The organism is Rickettsiales bacterium (assembly GCA_025210695.1).
In the GTDB taxonomy this organism is placed as follows: Bacteria; Pseudomonadota; Alphaproteobacteria; order Rickettsiales; family CANDYO01; genus CANDYO01.
This window is the reverse complement of sequence record JAOARE010000016.1, coordinates 37,252-53,922: the sequence shown is the minus strand read 5'-3', so window position 1 is coordinate 53,922 and position 16,671 is coordinate 37,252. Positions and strand designations below refer to the sequence as shown.

At 32.5% G+C, this 16,671-nt stretch carries 16 protein-coding genes; 6 read left to right on the top strand and 10 right to left on the bottom strand.

Features of this window, described 5'->3' with window-relative positions; all coding sequences use genetic code 11:
• The 6 genes from N4A31_02320 to N4A31_02295 all read right to left on the bottom strand — a co-directional run.
• Positions 1-955: hypothetical protein (locus N4A31_02320; GenBank protein MCT4635069.1), on the bottom strand; the 955-nt coding region annotated here is incomplete at its 3' end.
• A complete protein-coding gene (locus N4A31_02315; protein ID MCT4635068.1) occupies positions 942-1,949 on the bottom strand; it encodes an L-histidine N(alpha)-methyltransferase in 1,008 nt (335 codons plus the stop codon). The genes N4A31_02315 and N4A31_02320, both read right to left, overlap by 14 nt.
• Positions 1,950-2,323: 374 nt before the next feature.
• Positions 2,324-2,668, bottom strand: coding sequence for a divalent-cation tolerance protein CutA (locus N4A31_02310; protein MCT4635067.1), 345 nt, complete (start codon positions 2,666-2,668; stop codon positions 2,324-2,326).
• Between the two features lie 6 nt (positions 2,669-2,674).
• Positions 2,675-3,421, bottom strand: a complete 747-nt coding sequence (lepB, locus tag N4A31_02305) for a signal peptidase I (GenBank protein MCT4635066.1) — start codon at positions 3,419-3,421, stop codon at positions 2,675-2,677.
• Between the two features lie 2 nt (positions 3,422-3,423).
• Positions 3,424-4,971 carry a 2,3-bisphosphoglycerate-independent phosphoglycerate mutase gene (gene gpmI, locus N4A31_02300; GenBank protein ID MCT4635065.1) on the bottom strand — a complete coding sequence of 516 codons (1,548 nt, stop codon included), beginning with the start codon at positions 4,969-4,971 and terminating at the stop codon, positions 3,424-3,426.
• Between the two features lies 1 nt (position 4,972).
• Entirely contained in the window at positions 4,973-6,373 is a 1,401-nt protein-coding gene (locus N4A31_02295; protein ID MCT4635064.1) for a nitronate monooxygenase, read from the bottom strand.
• Positions 6,374-6,592: 219 nt separating this feature from the next.
• Here N4A31_02295 and N4A31_02290 point away from each other — a divergent pair, with 219 nt between their 5' ends.
• The 5 genes from N4A31_02290 (at position 6,593) to N4A31_02270 (ending at position 13,272) form a co-directional block, all read left to right on the top strand.
• Positions 6,593-7,420 carry a peptidylprolyl isomerase gene (locus tag N4A31_02290; protein MCT4635063.1) on the top strand — a complete coding sequence of 276 codons (828 nt, stop codon included), beginning with the start codon at positions 6,593-6,595 and terminating at the stop codon, positions 7,418-7,420.
• Positions 7,421-7,491: 71 nt separating this feature from the next.
• On the top strand, positions 7,492-8,115 hold the full coding sequence (locus tag N4A31_02285) for a ribonuclease D (protein ID MCT4635062.1): 624 nt from the start codon (positions 7,492-7,494) through the stop codon (positions 8,113-8,115).
• 21 nt (positions 8,116-8,136) lie between these two features.
• A complete protein-coding gene (locus N4A31_02280) occupies positions 8,137-9,114 on the top strand; it encodes a KpsF/GutQ family sugar-phosphate isomerase (protein MCT4635061.1) in 978 nt (325 codons plus the stop codon).
• Positions 9,115-9,116: 2 nt separating this feature from the next.
• Positions 9,117-10,124, top strand: a complete 1,008-nt coding sequence (locus N4A31_02275; GenBank protein ID MCT4635060.1) for a hypothetical protein — start codon at positions 9,117-9,119, stop codon at positions 10,122-10,124.
• Positions 10,117-13,272 (top strand): FAD-dependent oxidoreductase, encoded by a 3,156-nt coding sequence (locus N4A31_02270; protein MCT4635059.1) that lies wholly within the window; start codon positions 10,117-10,119, stop codon positions 13,270-13,272. Before N4A31_02275 ends, N4A31_02270 begins: the two co-directional genes overlap by 8 nt.
• A gap of 3 nt (positions 13,273-13,275) precedes the next feature.
• Here the strand turns inward: N4A31_02270 and N4A31_02265 are convergent, their stop codons facing one another.
• From N4A31_02265 to N4A31_02255, 3 genes are read right to left on the bottom strand one after another with little or no spacing between them, the layout of a single operon-like run.
• Positions 13,276-13,593, bottom strand: coding sequence for a cell division protein ZapA (locus N4A31_02265; GenBank protein ID MCT4635058.1), 318 nt, complete (start codon positions 13,591-13,593; stop codon positions 13,276-13,278).
• Positions 13,580-13,852: a DUF4164 domain-containing protein gene (locus N4A31_02260; GenBank protein ID MCT4635057.1), complete on the bottom strand. Its 273-nt coding sequence runs from the start codon at positions 13,850-13,852 to the stop codon at positions 13,580-13,582. The genes N4A31_02265 and N4A31_02260 overlap by 14 nt, the downstream gene beginning before the upstream one ends.
• Positions 13,853-13,867: 15 nt before the next feature.
• A complete protein-coding gene (locus N4A31_02255; GenBank protein MCT4635056.1) occupies positions 13,868-14,017 on the bottom strand; it encodes a DUF1674 domain-containing protein in 150 nt (49 codons plus the stop codon).
• Positions 14,018-14,044: 27 nt separating this feature from the next.
• Here N4A31_02255 and N4A31_02250 point away from each other — a divergent pair, with 27 nt between their 5' ends.
• Positions 14,045-14,758, top strand: coding sequence for a 16S rRNA (uracil(1498)-N(3))-methyltransferase (locus N4A31_02250; GenBank protein ID MCT4635055.1), 714 nt, complete (start codon positions 14,045-14,047; stop codon positions 14,756-14,758).
• A 5-nt stretch (positions 14,759-14,763) separates the two neighbouring features.
• Here N4A31_02250 and glmS read toward each other — a convergent pair whose 3' ends face one another.
• Positions 14,764-16,590 carry a glutamine--fructose-6-phosphate transaminase (isomerizing) gene (glmS, locus tag N4A31_02245; protein MCT4635054.1) on the bottom strand — a complete coding sequence of 609 codons (1,827 nt, stop codon included), beginning with the start codon at positions 16,588-16,590 and terminating at the stop codon, positions 14,764-14,766.
• Positions 16,591-16,671: the final 81 nt, after the last annotated feature.

Sequence of the window (16,671 nt, the reverse complement as noted above, 5' to 3'; positions counted from 1 at the left end):
GATTGTTAAAATAGATTTGAATATTTTTTTCATTTAAATACAAATCGTTGCATTCGCTAATCATATTTTGAATGTCTTCATTGAGATCCATTTCGTTGAAATCCATAATCATTTTATTGGCATTAAATTTAGATAAATCTAGTAATCCTCCTACAAGGGATGCTAAGCGTTTAGCGCTACTTGATACTTGTTGAGCTATATTAATTTTCTTGCTTTCTGAGAAGTTTTTCCAATGTTCAACTAACCCTTCAGACAGGCTTGTGAAGCCCTGAATAGGAGTTCTAATTTCATGACTCATATTATTGAGGAATTCTGTTTTAGCAGACAAAGCTTTTTCAAGCTCTAAGGTGCGAACTTTAACTTTCTTCTCAAGTTGAATATTAATATCGTCTTTAGCTTTTTGCATAAAATCATTATATATTTCTTTGTTTCTTGTAAAAATAGTTCCTAGAACAACAATCCAAAAAAACATATAAAGAAAGAGGGTAGTGTATTCATTATTAGGGAATGTTGGTAGCTCATTTCCAGAGGCATAAAATATGAGGGTTCCAAGGGCTATTCCAGATAATTGTATAATCAAAAATGAGATAGAATCTGTTAGTAGGATTAGTATCATTACCCCTATATTAAAATTTATTAACCACTCTAAAGAGAAGTTGTTTTCTAATAACATCACTATTCCTAGCGTTGGTAGAGCTATAGTAATAGTTATATACCAGTAGATAGGTAGAAATTTCTGGAGTATATTAGGCCATTTATTTTTTAATAAAAGTATGAAGCATAAGATTCCTGATAAAACTCTTAATAAAGATCCTTCGGGGATATTTGCATAAACTTCGTAAATATATGCCAATGGATAGTTAATTATCCCAAATATAGCGAAGGTGTAGTATTGTGCTCCGTATTTTTGAACTTGATTGGCAGATATTTTTATCAGTTTATTAAGTAATTTCATAGTTGTCTTTTTGGCAAAGGAACATTTTTATTTTATTAGAGTTTGTAAACGTGTCAATAATAGAGAAGCCATTATTGTTTAGTAATTTTATCATGTTGTCTGTTGTAGGTTTTCTAGATTTAACTCCTCGCAACTTCTGCCCCTCTCTTATCATTATATCACCGTAGTTATCAAAGTGAAAAGAAAAACTATTTTTAGCTATAAAGTGAGTATCAACAGTGCTATGCTCTTTTTCCCAATTAACTCCAATTCTAAAAGAATCAATATATGGTGTAAAATCAGGAATAGTTTTTGATAAGTGATGTAGGGCTCCCATTATAAATTTTATATTATGTTCTCTAGAATAAGCTAAGCCTAAAGATTCCTCATCTTGGTTTGTGTCTACTGTTAAGATAAATAAATCATCGTAATCTATTATATTGTATATCTTCTTTATAATCTGTTTTTGCTCGTTAATAGTAAAGTTTTCAAGGGTGCTTCCTAATAGAGACAGGGCTTTCTTTCCAGTTGTTTGTGTATTTACTTTTATAGGTTTTGTTTGTAATAAGTTTGCTTCTATAGTGAATATATTTAGTTGGGGAATTTTATTTGAGATGCATTTATAAACATCAGTGAGATAGTCAATAGAATGATCTATAGCATAATAATTCTTAAGATTTGGTGCGCAATTCAATATTGGAATGGTTTTATTATTAACGGCACGGCTAGACCCTGGTCCTATCTCTATTATTTCTTCAATTTCAGATAAATATTGAGAGATTTTGTGAAAATTACTCTTTATTAAAGAAACCTCATCACTAAATAGATAATAAGATGGGTTTTTCTCTAGAAGTTCATCGTAAAGGTTACCGGATGCTAGATATGCATAAGGTAGAATATCAGCTCCATGTTCAGTTGTAAAAAAATCTACATAATTGTTAAAAGTTTTTTGATCGATGGTTTGTTTAGAAAAATTCGTTTGTTTGTTGAAATTTGTATTATGTTCTTTTGCCATTATAATTTATATTAAATATTATTTCTATAATAGCGCAGATTAACAGATTAATAAATATTAATCAATATATTTTGATTTATTTACACAAGAAAATATTGTATAACAATATTTAACGGTTGTTTTACCTTGTTTTAAGGGTTTTTGTCCTTTATGGCGGTTTCAATTGCTTTAAGTACTATATCTTTTTTATATGGTTTGCTTATAAAGCTTACTATTCCCATATGATAGGCCTTTTGGATTTCAATTTGATCTGAGGTTCCACTTTGAAGAATAACAGGAATTTTAGCTAGTTTTGGATCTTTCTTTAATTTCTTCTAAAATAGTTAATCCATAGATATCTTAATAACCACTAGTTGTAAGTAAAAGTTGAAGAGTTAATTATTACCTGTTGATAAGGTATTATTTGTTATCCAGTTTAGAAAACTAGAATCTCCGTTATTAATGTTGAATGAAAGGATGCAGGGGGAGTCGTATGGATGGAGTTCTTTTACTTTGTTAAATGTAAGAATTTCTAGGTCTTTAGTAGTTTTTGCTAATATTAGAACCTCTTTACTTTGAGTTAGTTCGCCGTTCCAGTTATAGAAAGATTCTATTTTTCCTAATATATTTACGCAGGCCGCTAATTTTTCTTTTACCAATTGGCTAGCAATTTCTGATGCAGTGGATTTATCAGGGGCTGTAATATAAATAAGCCGTGGTTCCTTTGAGTTTTGCTTCATAAGTTTTTACTTCACTTTCATAAAGAAGCGATCAGAATTAAAGCTTGTTGGAAAGTCTATAAGATTTATTATAGATTTTGGATTTGAGAAAATAATCATTTCAGCTTTTCCTACTAATTTATCATGTGGAACAAATCCAATTGGGCCATTCATAAATCTACTATCAGCTGAACGATCTCTATTATCGCCCATAAAGAAGTAATGTCCTGCAGGAACTTTATATATTTCAGTGTTGTCCCAAGAATTATCATCATTTTCTTCTAATATATAATAAGAAACACCATTTGGAAGAGTTTCAATATATCTATTTAGAACTGTTCCATCATCGGGATCAGTAAAAGTTCCATCTGATTTTCTATCAACAGCCTTGCCATTGATATGTAAAATTCCAGATTTAACCTGAATTTCATCTCCTGGCATCCCTACTAAACGCTTTATATAATTAATTCCAAAAATACGATTCATAAATCCACCATAATGATCATGTTTAGGTTTAAATACTATAACGTCTCCACGCTTAGGTTTTTCAAATTCTAGAATTCTTCCCTGGATTAAAGGAGGCTCAAATATAATAGAAGTATTACTTATTCCATATTGATATTTAGAGACAAATAAATAATCTCCAATTAAGAAGTTAGGTTTCATTGATCCCGACGGAATACTATAAGGTTCAAAAATTACTGTTCTTATTATCAAGGCAATTAATATGGCCCATAATATAGACATAAAGTTTTCTGATTTGGTTTGTTTCATTTTTATTTATTCCTTTTGAATAGAGATGTGCCGGTCATTTCTATAGGCTTGGTAATGTTCATGGCTTTTAGAATGCTTGGAGCAATATCACTTAAATTACCCTTGTTCAAGGTTACTTTGTTTTTTTCTAAATCATTTGCAACCATAACTAACGGAACTGGATTTGTTGTGTGTGAAGTATGCGGTACTTTATCTTTTGTATTAAACATTTGTTCCGCATTTCCATGGTCTGCTGTTATCATTAACATTCCATCAGTTTGCTTAATTGTTTTATATAATTCATCTAGGCAAGAATCTATGGTTTCAACCGCTTTAATAGCGGCCTCCATTTTCCCTGAATGTCCAACCATGTCGGTATTGGCGTAATTTACAATAATTAAATCGTATTTTTGAGATTTAATAGCTTTGTTCAGTTCCTCAGTTATTGGATATGCAGACATTTCTGGTTGCAGGTCATAAGTATGAACGCTAGGTGATGGAACTAGAATTCTGTCTTCTCCAGGATAGTTTTCTTCTCTTCCACCATTAAAGAAAAAAGTTACATGAGCATATTTCTCTGTTTCAGCGATGCGTAATTGTTTTTTCTTATTATTACTTACAAGTTGTCCTAAGTTATTTTCAATTATTTGCTCTGGAAATAAAGATTTTAGGGTTTGGCTCAGTTCGGTTGAGTAATCAGTCATTCCAATTTGGTGACTAAGATTTAACTTCTTTTTAGAGAATTTGTTGAATGTAGTTAATAATAAACTTTGAGCTAATTGTCTAATTCTATCTGATCTAAAATTTGTAAATATTAATGAATCATTCTCTTCTATTCCCTCGTAATCATCCATTGCCGCGGGCATAACAAACTCATCATAAATATTATTTTGATATTGAGTTTCTAGATAACCTTTCCAGTTAGATATTTTAGTTCCTTGGCCTTCGGCTATAGCTTTATAAGCTAATTCGCAGCGTTCCCATCTATTATCTCTATCCATTGCATAGAATCTACCTGATATGGTAGATATTTTGATATTTTTGTTAGATAATAATTCATCTATTTGTTTTAAGAAGGTTGGTGCAGAGGAGGGGGGAGCGTCTCTACCATCTAAGAAAAGATGTAGTCTAACTTGGATATTGTTTTTGCTTAATAATTTACATAAGAAAATTATATGGTCAATATGTGAGTGAACTCCTCCATTAGAGCATAATCCAAGTAGATGGACGCATTTATTATTCTTTTTGTGGTCTTGAATTAACTGTTTTAAAGTAGGGTGATTTTCTAATAAAGAGTTATTGATTGATTGATTAATTCTTAAGAGGTCTTGAAAAATAACCCTTCCGCTGCCGATTGTCATGTGCCCAACCTCAGAGTTGCCCATTTGTCCATGGGGGAGTCCTACGTCTTCTCCCGACGTAAATAATTCAGTATGTGGAAAATTATTTAGCAAAAAATCCCAACAAGGAGTGGACGCTTGCTCTATGGCGTTATACTTATGGTTTGGGCTTTTGCTGATTCCCCAACCATCTAGAATGCATAAGACTATAGGTTTGTATTTCTTGGCCAAGTTAATATCCTAAAAGTATACGATCTACCAATTGTTTTACTGTAGGAATAAATCCATTTTTATAGAATTCATCATCTGCGAATCTATATGCATTATGACCGGAAAACATCAACTCGTTATCAACATCAGCGCCACAAGCCATATTCTGTAGGGTCTTCTGTATGCAAAAACTACGAGGATCAGCTTTTTTACCTATAGTATAATCATCATGGTCTTTCCAGTTGCTAAATTTACAGTGACTTAAGCACCCCATGCAGTTTATTTGATCTGTTAAAATATTATGAGCTTGATCTTTTGTAACAAATATTAAGGTAGAATCTGGGGTTTTCATTGCTTCATCATAGCCTTGAGCTGTCCATGTTTTTACGTTTGCCAGATCTGAGGATTCAATATATACAGGGCGCCCTCGGGGGCCTAAAGGTAGAGCAGTGTCATAATGTTCGCCTGGGCTGGTAGCATAAGATACTTGTCTTATTTCTCTACCCTGTAACTCTTTTATGAAATTATTTTCCACCGCAGAAGAATAGAATCCTGTTGGGCTGTAGCGATTAAGATAAATTTCTCCTTTTTTAAGAGTGAGTAATTTTTTCTTCCATTGGTCAGAAACAGGGCTTTCTTGAGTTAAAATAGGACGAGTGCCAAACTGGAAAGCAATTTTCCCAATTTCAGGGTTGTTAAGCCAATGTGACCACTCATTTAAATGCCAGACCCCTCCGGCCATAATAATTGGCACATTAACTAGCCCAACTTCATTCATGAATTTACGTAATTCTGCTACTCTTGGGTATGGATCCTCTGGTGCTGTAGGGTTTTCGCTGTTGGATAGGCCATTATGTCCTCCTGCAAGCCAAGGGTCTTCATATACAACTCCCCCCAATAACTCGGGAGTTTTACAATATGATCTTTTCCATAATGCTCTCATGGCGCGCATTGAAGAGACAATGGGGTAATAGTAAATGTTATGTTTTCTAGCTATATCAGCCAATCTATAAGGCATACCAGCACCGCAAGTGATACCATTAATTAAGCCTTTTGCTCCATCAAGAATGCCTTGTAAAATAGTTTCAGCTCCCCCCATTTCCCATAATATATTTATATGTATAACTCCTTGGCCTCTGGAAACTTCATGGGCTATTTGGGCTTGAGTGATGCCACCTTTTATAGATAGGTCAATTAACTCTAAGTGACGGTCTTTTCTGGTTGCTCCTTTGTATTCGTAAGGAATTCGTACATTATTTTCGTCGTAAGAAGAAGCATTAACTCCTGAGAATGTGCCTACGGCACCTGCTGCTGCAAAGGCACCTGAGGACTCTCCGCTGCTGATTGCAATACCCTTTCCCCCTTCAATAATAGGGTGAACCTCTTTGCCTGAAATTAAAACAGAATCTAATTGAAATGACATTTTGTTTCGCTATTTAAGTTGGACATATTTTTGAACATTATATTTATATTATCCCTTTAAGTATAGGAAATTTTTGTTAAAGTTGATTATTTATTTTATTTAAGGTATCGTAGACTCATATATTTTATATTCAAGAAATAAATAATATTTATTGCAGAATACTACTAACCAGAGTATTTTAGGTCTATCAAAAGTAACCCTAATTGTATGGATAAAATCATGATAAAAAAAATTTTCACTTCAATTCTTATAATTACTTTAACTCAGTTTTCTTATGCTAAGGAAAATACAAAAAAAGGTGATGAAGTTGTTGCTAATGTTAATGGTAAGCCTATTTACGAATCTTTTATTAAGCAAAAGATAGAAAAATTTATAGAGTTTAATGGCTTAGGAAGTGATCCTAATTTTAGTTATAATAGGCTTGATCCAGAGATGAAAAAAGATATCATTCAAAATGTCGTTCTGGGCGATTTAATCATAGATGAAGCTCGTAAAGCTAAAATTAACGAGACTAAAGAATACAAACAAGCAATTAAATTTACAGAGAATCAGTTAATGCAGAAGGTTTTTTTAGAAAAGACTATTAAAGATGCGATCACTGAAGATAAAATTAAAGCTGCATATGATGATATTGTAAAAGAACAGTCTAACGTTGTGGAGTATAAAGTTAGTCATATTTTAGTGCAAAAAGAAGCGGAAGCTAAAGAAGTTAAAAAGAAGCTTGATAAAGGTGCCGATTTTGTAGCCTTATCTAAAGAATATTCTATAGATAATAACAAAGATAATGGTGGTGATTTAGGTTATTTCTCTAGTGGTCAGATGGTGCAGCCATTTGAACAGGCTACGGAAAGACTGAAGGTTGGTCAGATTTCTGATCCTGTAAAAACAGACTTTGGATATCATATAATTTATCTTGTGGATAAACGTAAAATGAAGGTTCCAAGTCTGGAAGAGTTGCGCAGTAAAATAGAAGAGGAACTTTCTTCTCAGTTTGTTCAGGAATATATTACAAAATTAAAGGAATCTAATAAAGTTGAGTTCTTTTAAGTGCCCCAGTACTTATAGAATAGGATCTTTTTAGCTCCTATTTTTTGCTATTAAAGGTGAAAGAGAGTTTTATGTCTCAACAAAAAATAACTTTATATAAAAATGACTTGCCCGATAATCTAGTAATTAAAGGTGATATAGCTGTCGATACAGAAACTATGGGTTTGAACAATAAGCGTGATAGGCTTTGCTTAATACAGATATCCGATCAAAATGGTGTTGTTTATATAGTTCAGATGGAAAGAGGGGTTACAAGGGCTCCTAATCTTGAAAGGTTACTTACAAACCCAGAGACTCAAAAAATATTACATTTTGCTAGATTTGATATTGCCGTTATTTATCAATATTTAGGAATTATGATGAATAATATTTTTTGTACTAAAATTGCTTCAAAATTGACGAGAACTTATACAGATTCTCACGGACTTAAAGATATTTGTAGAGAGTTTCTTTCTGTTCAGTTATCAAAACAACAACAATCTTCTGATTGGGGAAGTGATAATTTAACGAAAGAGCAACAAAGTTATGCGGCTAGTGATGTCTTGTATTTGCATAGATTAAGAGATCACTTTAGAATGTTATTAATAAGAGAAAACAGAATAGAGCTGGCTCAGAAATGTTTTGACTTTTTACCAACTAGATCATTGTTAGATTTAGCAGGTTGGGAAAATGTTGATATTTTTGCACATAGCTAAAATATAATAAAGATATAATTTATGATAAATAATTCTAGTGAAATAAAAACTGCTCAGAAAGTTATAAATTCAGCTATAGATGGGCTGAAGGCTTTATCAAGTTGTTTAGATGATAAGTTTGATAATTTAATTAATGAAATTATTAATCACAAAGGTCGTATTATAGTTAGCGGTATGGGAAAAAGTGGTCACATTGCCAGGAAAATTGCTGCTACTTTGTCTTCTACAGGAACTACTTCTTTTTTTATTCATCCAGGTGAAGCAAGTCATGGTGATTTGGGGATGATCCAACCAGATGATATGGTATTATTATTATCAAATTCTGGTGAAACAGAAGAACTAAAAGATATAATCAATTATTGTAAGCGATTTCATATCTTTTTAATATCTATGGTTAGGAAAGAGAATTCTACTTTAGGATTGTCTTCTGACATCTGTCTATTATTACCTGCTATTCCTGAGGCTTTAGAGTTTGATGCTCCTACTACCTCCACTACCATGATGTTAGCACTTGGAGATGCAATTGCTTTAACTCTGTTAGATAGAAAAGGGTTCAGTAGAAAAGACTTTCAAACCTACCATCCTGGAGGAAGGTTAGGAGCATCATTTTTTAGAGTGAAAGATATTATGCATGTTGATTATGCTCTGCCTATAGTTCATCTTGATGATAAAGTTTCTACTGCCATTGAAGTCATGAGTCAGAAAAGATTTGGTTGTACAGCCGTTTTAGATCAAGAGCAAAGATTAGTGGGGGTGTTTACAGACGGAGAGTTAAGAAGAAACATAGCAAGTATAGATTTATTAAATAAAAATATCTCAGAAGTTATGAAAGCAAATCCTCTAATTATTACAGCACAGAGTTTAGTAGTTGAAGCTCTAGAAATAATGAATAGGAAACTAATTACAGTGCTGTTTGTGGTAGATGATAATCAACATTTAAGAGGTTTAGTTCATATGCATGATTGCCTTAAAGTTGGAGCAAGTCCTGAGTTAAAATAATTATGCCAAATAAAACAAATAGTCGATATAAAATTATAAAATTAATAAAATATTTTTGTGTCATAGTCGCAGCTGTTACCGTTGTGGTGATTAGTTATTATGTTTTTGTTAATAAAGATAATAAAATACGTCAAGATAATTCCATTCAAGTTCAACCTTCTGATAAGGAGGAAATAAATTCTAGAGTGAACAACCCTGATCTTGTTGGTTTAAGTTTTACCAATGGCCCTTATTATATTAAAGCTGAACAAATGAACGAATTCTCTGATTATGCATCTTTTGTAAGTCCTAAAGTGGAATTAATGTTAAACCATATTGACTGGCTTAATGTGGCTTCTAATACAGCCAAATTAACAAAAAGTGATAATCATTTGCAGTTATTTGATAATGTAAAAGCAAATTTTAATAAATTTTACTATTACAATGGCAATCAAGCTGAAATTCTAAAAGATGAATCTATAATTAGGTCTGATAGTTATTCCAAACTTTTTACAGATGAATATAATTTAGAATCAGATAATGGTTTTATTTTAAATTACCAGAATGAAACCATATTTTTTTACGGGAAGATAAATGCTAATTTTAAGCAAGTTAAGGATGAGAGCATTACTAATATTAAATCAGATAAGTTTGATGTTTTTTGGTCTAAGAAAACAGGACATTTCTTGGGTGATGTGATTTTAACAAAAAATGGAACGGTGGTTGAAGCTGATAAAATGATAGTTATACTCAACCCAAAAACTGATAAGTTAGATAAAGTTCGTGCTTATGGTAAGGTTAGAATTACTGACAAAGATATTATAGCAACAGGGGAATATGGAGAATATTTAGTAGCTACAGAAATTCTAACTTTAAAAGACCATGTTAAGTTATATAAAGACAATAATATTTTATCTGGGGAATTATTGCATTATAACTTTGCTACTAAGAAAGCAGATTTAGTAGGAGCTCCTAAGATTAGTAAAAATAGAGTTAGCGCTGTTATTATTCCAGAAAAAAAGCATGATTAATTTAAAGTTTCACTTCCAATTTTCAGATCTATATAATACTTCTAAGCTAAAAGAATTAGACAGTTACTTTCTTGATTCTTTGGATCTTTCTTTGAAAGAAGAGGTGATTCAAGCAAGGTTGAATTTTAAGGAGTGGAAAATTGAGCATTCGAATTTAGCTATTTCTTTAGCTCCACACTTAGAAAAATTTGTAAGTAGTTTTTTTAATATAGAAAATGAACTAATTATAGATAAACAACAGTACACATCACTGGCTAAGATATATGAATGTAAGCGTTTATTTGTTCAGCGTTATGCTTTAAAAAGTAGTCAGAGCCCTAAAAATGTTTTAGAAGAATTATCTCAATTAATTTCGCCTCAATTATCTAAATATGACATAAATCATTTTGAACAAATTTTTGCTGAATATGCTTTAAGCTGGTTGTCTTCTAAAGATCAAGAGAAATTAGATATAGCTTCTCAATATGCTATTTGGGCATGTTTAGATTCTGATGGGATAAAGAAACATCAATCTGGAACATTGTTTAAATTTCCACATAAACTTGATGCTGATTGTTTGATTCCTGCAGAAAATGATAAAAATACTTGGAAGATTCCAGCCGATCAATGTCATGAAAGGGATGGGTTCAAACTTACTGACCCAGGATGTGAATTAAATTTTGCTGTTGATCAAAGTCATTATTGTATTCATTGTCATAGGCAAGATAAAGATTCATGTTCTAAAGGATTCAAGAAAGAAGAAAAAAATGGTTGTCCATTAGATGAAAAAATATCTGAGATAAATTATTTGAAGTCTCAAGGTAATATCATAGGGCCATTAGCTATGGCAATTATTGACAATCCAATGCTGGCTGCTACAGGCCATAGAATATGTAATGATTGTATGAAAGCTTGTATTTTTCAAAAACAGCAACCTGTTGATATCCCACAGATTGAGACTAGAGTTTTAAAAGACGTTTTAAAGTTATCTTGGGGATTTGAGATATATAGCCTTCTTACTCGTTGGAACCCTTTGTCCTTTGCAAAGCCTTTACCAAAAGAAGACACTGGAGCTAAAGTTTTAGTGGCAGGTATGGGGCCAGCTGGTTTTACCTTGGCTCATTATTTGCTTAATGAGGGACATATTGTGGTTGCAGTTGATGGATTGAAAATAGAGCCCTTAGCAGAGTTTCTTCATCAGCCAATTAAGGAAGTTGATAATCTTTTTAAAGAATTAGACAAAAGAGTTATTGGTGGTTTTGGTGGAGTAATGGAATATGGAATTACTAACCGTTGGAATAAAAATTTTCTTCTTCTAATTAGATTATTGTTAGAACGTAGAGATAATTTCAAGTTATTTGGTGGGGTAAGATTCGGTAGTAATATTACTCCTAAACAAGCTTTTGAAATGGGATTCCAACATGTGGCCCTAGCCTTAGGTGCCGGCAAGCCTAGGTTACTTTCTCTTCCAGATGGAATGGCTAAGGGGGTGCGTACTGCATCAGATTTTTTAATGTCTCTACAGTTAGGTAAAGCTTATGAGAAAGACTCATTAACTAATTTACAAATGAGAATGCCAGTTGTGGTTATTGGTGGTGGATTAACAGCTTTAGATGCAGCAACAGAGGCAATGGCATATTATCCAAAATTGGCTAAGAAATTTGCAAGTAAATATAAAGAAGGACCTTTAAATGAAGAAGCTAAGGAATTACTTAGAGATAATAAGTTATTTGAAAAATCAGATTCAAACTTTTCTGTAATGAAGTCTTTAGGAGGAGTAAAAATACTCTATCGTAATAAATTACAAAAAGCACCGAGCTATCGCCTTAATCATGAAGAATTGAGTTTAGGCTTAAAAGAAGGAATAGAATTTGTTGAAAATATTACCCCAAGCAAAATTATTTTAGATGAATTTGGTTATGTTAAGGGATTGGAAGCTGTTCAAATAATAGACGATAAAGAACAGTTAGTAACTTTAGATGCTAAAACAATTTTAATTGCAGCTGGAACTGTGCCAAATGTTGTTTTGTCTCAAGAGTTTCCAGAAATTTTAGAAAAAGATGGGGCGTATTTTAGAAAATTAGATAATCATTTTATTACGTATAATAATTGTGATAATTCAATGAGTTTTTTTGGAGATTTGCATCCAGATTATGCAGGTAACGTAGTAAAAGCAATGGCCAGTGCTAAGCGTGGTTATCCATCTGTTTCTAAGTTGTTAAAAAAAGATAAAACAAATGCTAAAGAATTTTTTAATCATTTAAGTACTCAGTTAATGTCCAGCATAGTAGAGGTTAATAGGCTCGCTCCAAATATAGTTGAGTTAGTTGTTAATTCTCCATTAGCTGCAAAGAACTTTGAACCAGGGCAGTTTTTCAGGTTGCAGAACTATGCTCATTATGGACTTCCTCTTATGGAAGGAATAGCTCTTACTGGAGCAAAAGTTGATAAGGTGAAAGGCACTATCTCTACTATCGTATTAGAAATGGGTGGCTCCTCTAATTTATGTGCCAAACTTCAGATTGGTGAGAATATAGTGTTGATGGGCCCCACCGGAACCCCAACAGAAATAACTTCCAATGAGAAAGTTATGTTAGTGGGTGGGGGGCTTGGTAATGCAGTGCTTTTTTCTATAGGTCAGGCATTAAGAGAGAAGGGGAGCGAGGTATTGTATTTTGCGGGTTATCGTAAAATTGAAGACCGTTATAAAATAGAAGAAATTGAAGCAGCTGCTAATCAAATTATTTGGAGTTGTGATGAGGATGAATTGCAAATAACTCGTGATCAGGATAAAACATTCCATGGAAATATTGTAGAATCTATAGTCAATTTTGCTAAAGAGAATCCTGCTGTTTTAAAAACCATTGATAGAATAATTGTTATTGGATCTGATAAAATGATGCATGCAGTTAAAAAAGCGCGTTCTACAGTGTTATTACAGTATTTAAATCCAGAGCACACTGCAATTGCAAGTATTAACTCTCCCATGCAATGTATGATGAAAGAAATTTGTGGTCAGTGCTTGCAGAAACATATAGACCCAGTCACTGGAGAAGAGAGTTATGTATTTAGCTGCACTAATCAAGATCAAGAAATGGATAGAGTGGACTTTCTTCATTTGGAAGCAAGATTATCTCAGAATCATATTTTAGAAAAGCTTTATAAGTGAGTTTTAAGATAGTTTTTTTGAAAGATGTTCAACTCGTTCTGCTAACTTATCAATAAGGTAGTTTGAGTCTTCATCATTACAACTAACACCTTCAGCAAGTTTTTTTTGTAATATAGAATTTTGCTCGGACAAATCTTGAACTGAATTTTCTAAAGTTAATGCAGTTAAGATGATTAACATCATTTCATTAGCCCCTCTAAAGGCTTTAGAGTTTTCTTGGGCGCGTTTATCTAATTTAGATGCCAGATCAAGCAATTTCTGCTCCTCTCCTGGGCCACAAGATATTTGATAATCGCGATTTAATATTCTAATTACTGGCATTTTGTTTCTTAAAGTAATCCTCTATAGTTTGTATGGAGCTATTAAGTTCCTTGATAACATCTTTACTGGTTTCTTGTAGTTTTTGGTAATCTTTTTTTAATGATTTTAATTCATCTTGAAGTTCAAGATTAACTTCTTCTAGATTGCTAACTTTGGCAAGTTCTTCTTTAGAAGGTTCTTGAGGGGTGGTTATTCTTTTGTTAATTAGCTCCTCAAGATTATCTATGGATTGTGTTAAACGTTGTAAACTATTAGTCATTTAAAACCTTTTTTTCTAGAAGTCAGATACTCGTCCTTTAACTTCCCATTCTGGTGAATTATTTGCGCCATATCTAGTGGGTTCCAACCCCTTAGGTCCACCAATCTCAGGTGTTGTAACTTTATCTTTGTTGTCTTCTTTATCTTTTGTGATAGTATCTTTCATATACACTCCAATGATCTAAAAGGTTATATGAAATATCACCAAATGACAAGGCTATTTGTAGAGGATTCTTTAGAAAAGGAAAATATTATTTTGAATAATTCTCTAGATGTGAATTATCTTGCCAATGCTATGCGTAAGAAAGTAGGGCATCAGTTGTTGTTGTTTAATCCTCAGGACGGAGAATATATTGCAAAAATACTTGAGATTAATAATAAGAAAGTCATTTTACAGCCTATTGAAAAGATAAGAGAATATAAAAAAGAGAAAGAGTTAACTCTTATTTTTGCTCCAATTAAACAGGCTAGAATGCATTTTTTACTGGAGAAAGCTACAGAACTTGGGGTAACAAAGCTAATGCCAATTAGAACTAAACATTCTGTAGTAGATAAAATTAACTTCAATAAATGGTATATTTACACCAAAGAAGCTTCAGAACAATGTGGAAGGCTATCTATGCCTGAGATAAAATCATTAGAAGCATTAAATCAATTTTTGTCTAATTGGCCGAAAGATCAGCGTATAATATTATGTAATGAAAGGGAAAAAGATTTATCTTTGGCAAATTATCTAACATCTACTAATAAGGAAGAAATAAATATTATGGTTGGTCCAGAGGGAGGGTTCTCCGATCAAGAGTTAGAACTTTTATTATCTAAGGACTTTGTAACTTCAGTGCATTTAGGACCCGGAATACTTAGGGCAGAAACTGCCTCTCTTTATGCGTTATCTTTGTCTAATTAGATAAATTACTCAACCGTAACTGACTTAGCTAAATTCCTTGGTTGGTCAACATCAGTGCCTTTCCCAATGGCTGCATAATAAGACAATAATTGCATGGGGAGAGAGTAAATAATAGGGTCAATTAATTCATCAGCTGTGCTTATATGAATTTGTTTTTGAGATAAGTCTTCTAAAACTTTGTTTCCTTCTTTAGAGCTTATAGTTAATAGCCTTCCTCCTCTGGCTGCAATTTCTTGAGCATTAGATGATGTCTTATCAAATAACTTATTTTTAGGTGCTAGAACTATAATTGGCACATCTTTATCAATTAGGGCAATGGGACCATGCTTTAGTTCTCCTGCAGCAATTGCTTCTGCGTGAATATAAGACAATTCTTTTAATTTTAATGCTCCTTCTAGAGCAACCGGGTAGATATAATTACGTCCAATAAATAAAGCAGTTTTAGCAGGAATTATATATGAGGCCACTTCTTTTATTTCTTCAGAGTTATTTAGAATTTCAGCTATTCTTCCTGGTATTTCGGTGATAGAAACAAGCATATTTTTTAGAGTGTTTTGATCAATTTTAGAACGCTTAGACGAGATATATAAAGATAATAAAAGCAGAACAGTTAGTTGAGTAGTGAACCCTTTGGTGGAGGCTACGCTGATTTCTGGGCCTGCAAGACATTGTAGAGAATAATCTGCTTCACGATCAAGGCTGCTTTCTTTAACATTTACGATGCTTAAAGTTTTTTGTTTTCTTGTTTTAGCATAACGCAGGGCTGCTAAAGTATCTGCTGTTTCTCCTGATTGAGAAAGAAATATACATAATCCATTTTCTGGTAAATAACCATTGCGATAACGAAATTCAGAGGCAATATCTACCTCAACGGCCACATCAACATATTGTTCTATCCAATACTTACTAACCATTGCAGAATAATAAGAGCTGCCGCATGCAACTAGGGTTATTTTACTTAAATTTTTCCAATTAATATCAATTTCATCAAATAGCAATTCTTTGGTTTCTATGTCGTAATACCTATTAATTAAGTCTGCTATAATACTTGGTTGTTCAAAAATTTCTTTGAGCATGTAGTGATCAAAATTTCCTTTCCCTAGGTTGGTGTTTTTATGATCAATAGTAATAATATCTCTCTCAACTATATTTCCATTTATATCATGAATTTTTATACGGTTAGAGTATATCTCTGCTAGATCTCCTTCTTCTAAATAGCTGATTTTATTGGTTAAGAATGTCAATGCATAAGCGTCGGAGGCGACAATCATTTTGTTCTCGCCATAACCAATAACAAGGGGAGATCCTTTGCGTGCTGCAATCATTAGTTCTGGTGTTTTATTAAAAATTACGGCAATAGAGAAGGCTCCATCTAGCCTTTGTATTGTTTTTTTAACGGCGTCTAATGCTGTGCTTCCTTGATCTAAATAATAGGTTATTAAATTTGGAATAACTTCACTATCAGTTTGTGAGAAGAAGAGATATCCAGCTTGAATTAGCTCCTGTTTAATTGACATAAAATTTTCAATAATGCCGTTATGAACAACTGAAACCTGGTTTGTTTTATGTGGGTGGGCATTAATTTTATCTGCAGCGCCATGGGTTGCCCAACGAGTATGCCCAATTGCTATATTAGATTTTATAGGAAATTTTTTCAGATCATTCTCTAAGTTAGTAATTTTTCCTGAAGCTTTAACAGTTTCAATTTTATTATCAACAATTCCCGCGATTCCTGCTGAGTCATATCCACGATATTCTAAGTTTTTTAGTCCCTGTACAATAGACAGCACAATATCTTCATCTTGAGAATTAATTCCAATTATCCCACACATAATTTATCTCTAATATTATTAATATTTATTATCTATAAAATTATATGTTATTCGCTTAAAACGCAATCGATAAAATATTAC

Bases quoted from the DNA above. Each gene is read 5' to 3' on its own strand.
- N4A31_02295 (MCT4635064.1), bottom strand. From the start codon at position 6,373: ATGTCATTTCAATTAGATTCTGTTTTAATTTCAGGCAAAGAGGTTCAC.
- N4A31_02250 (MCT4635055.1), top strand. From the start codon at position 14,045: ATGAAATATCACCAAATGACAAGGCTATTTGTAGAGGATTCTTTAGAA.
- N4A31_02285 (MCT4635062.1), top strand. From the start codon at position 7,492: ATGTCTCAACAAAAAATAACTTTATATAAAAATGACTTGCCCGATAAT.
- glmS (MCT4635054.1), bottom strand. From the start codon at position 16,590: ATGTGTGGGATAATTGGAATTAATTCTCAAGATGAAGATATTGTGCTG.
- lepB (MCT4635066.1), bottom strand. From the start codon at position 3,421: ATGAAACAAACCAAATCAGAAAACTTTATGTCTATATTATGGGCCATA.
- N4A31_02260 (MCT4635057.1), bottom strand. From the start codon at position 13,852: ATGACTAATAGTTTACAACGTTTAACACAATCCATAGATAATCTTGAG.
- N4A31_02290 (MCT4635063.1), top strand. From the start codon at position 6,593: ATGATAAAAAAAATTTTCACTTCAATTCTTATAATTACTTTAACTCAG.
- N4A31_02255 (MCT4635056.1), bottom strand. From the start codon at position 14,017: ATGAAAGATACTATCACAAAAGATAAAGAAGACAACAAAGATAAAGTT.
- N4A31_02265 (MCT4635058.1), bottom strand. From the start codon at position 13,593: ATGCCAGTAATTAGAATATTAAATCGCGATTATCAAATATCTTGTGGC.
- N4A31_02315 (MCT4635068.1), bottom strand. From the start codon at position 1,949: ATGGCAAAAGAACATAATACAAATTTCAACAAACAAACGAATTTTTCT.
- N4A31_02310 (MCT4635067.1), bottom strand. From the start codon at position 2,668: ATGAAGCAAAACTCAAAGGAACCACGGCTTATTTATATTACAGCCCCT.
- N4A31_02280 (MCT4635061.1), top strand. From the start codon at position 8,137: ATGATAAATAATTCTAGTGAAATAAAAACTGCTCAGAAAGTTATAAAT.
- N4A31_02275 (MCT4635060.1), top strand. From the start codon at position 9,117: ATGCCAAATAAAACAAATAGTCGATATAAAATTATAAAATTAATAAAA.
- N4A31_02270 (MCT4635059.1), top strand. From the start codon at position 10,117: ATGATTAATTTAAAGTTTCACTTCCAATTTTCAGATCTATATAATACT.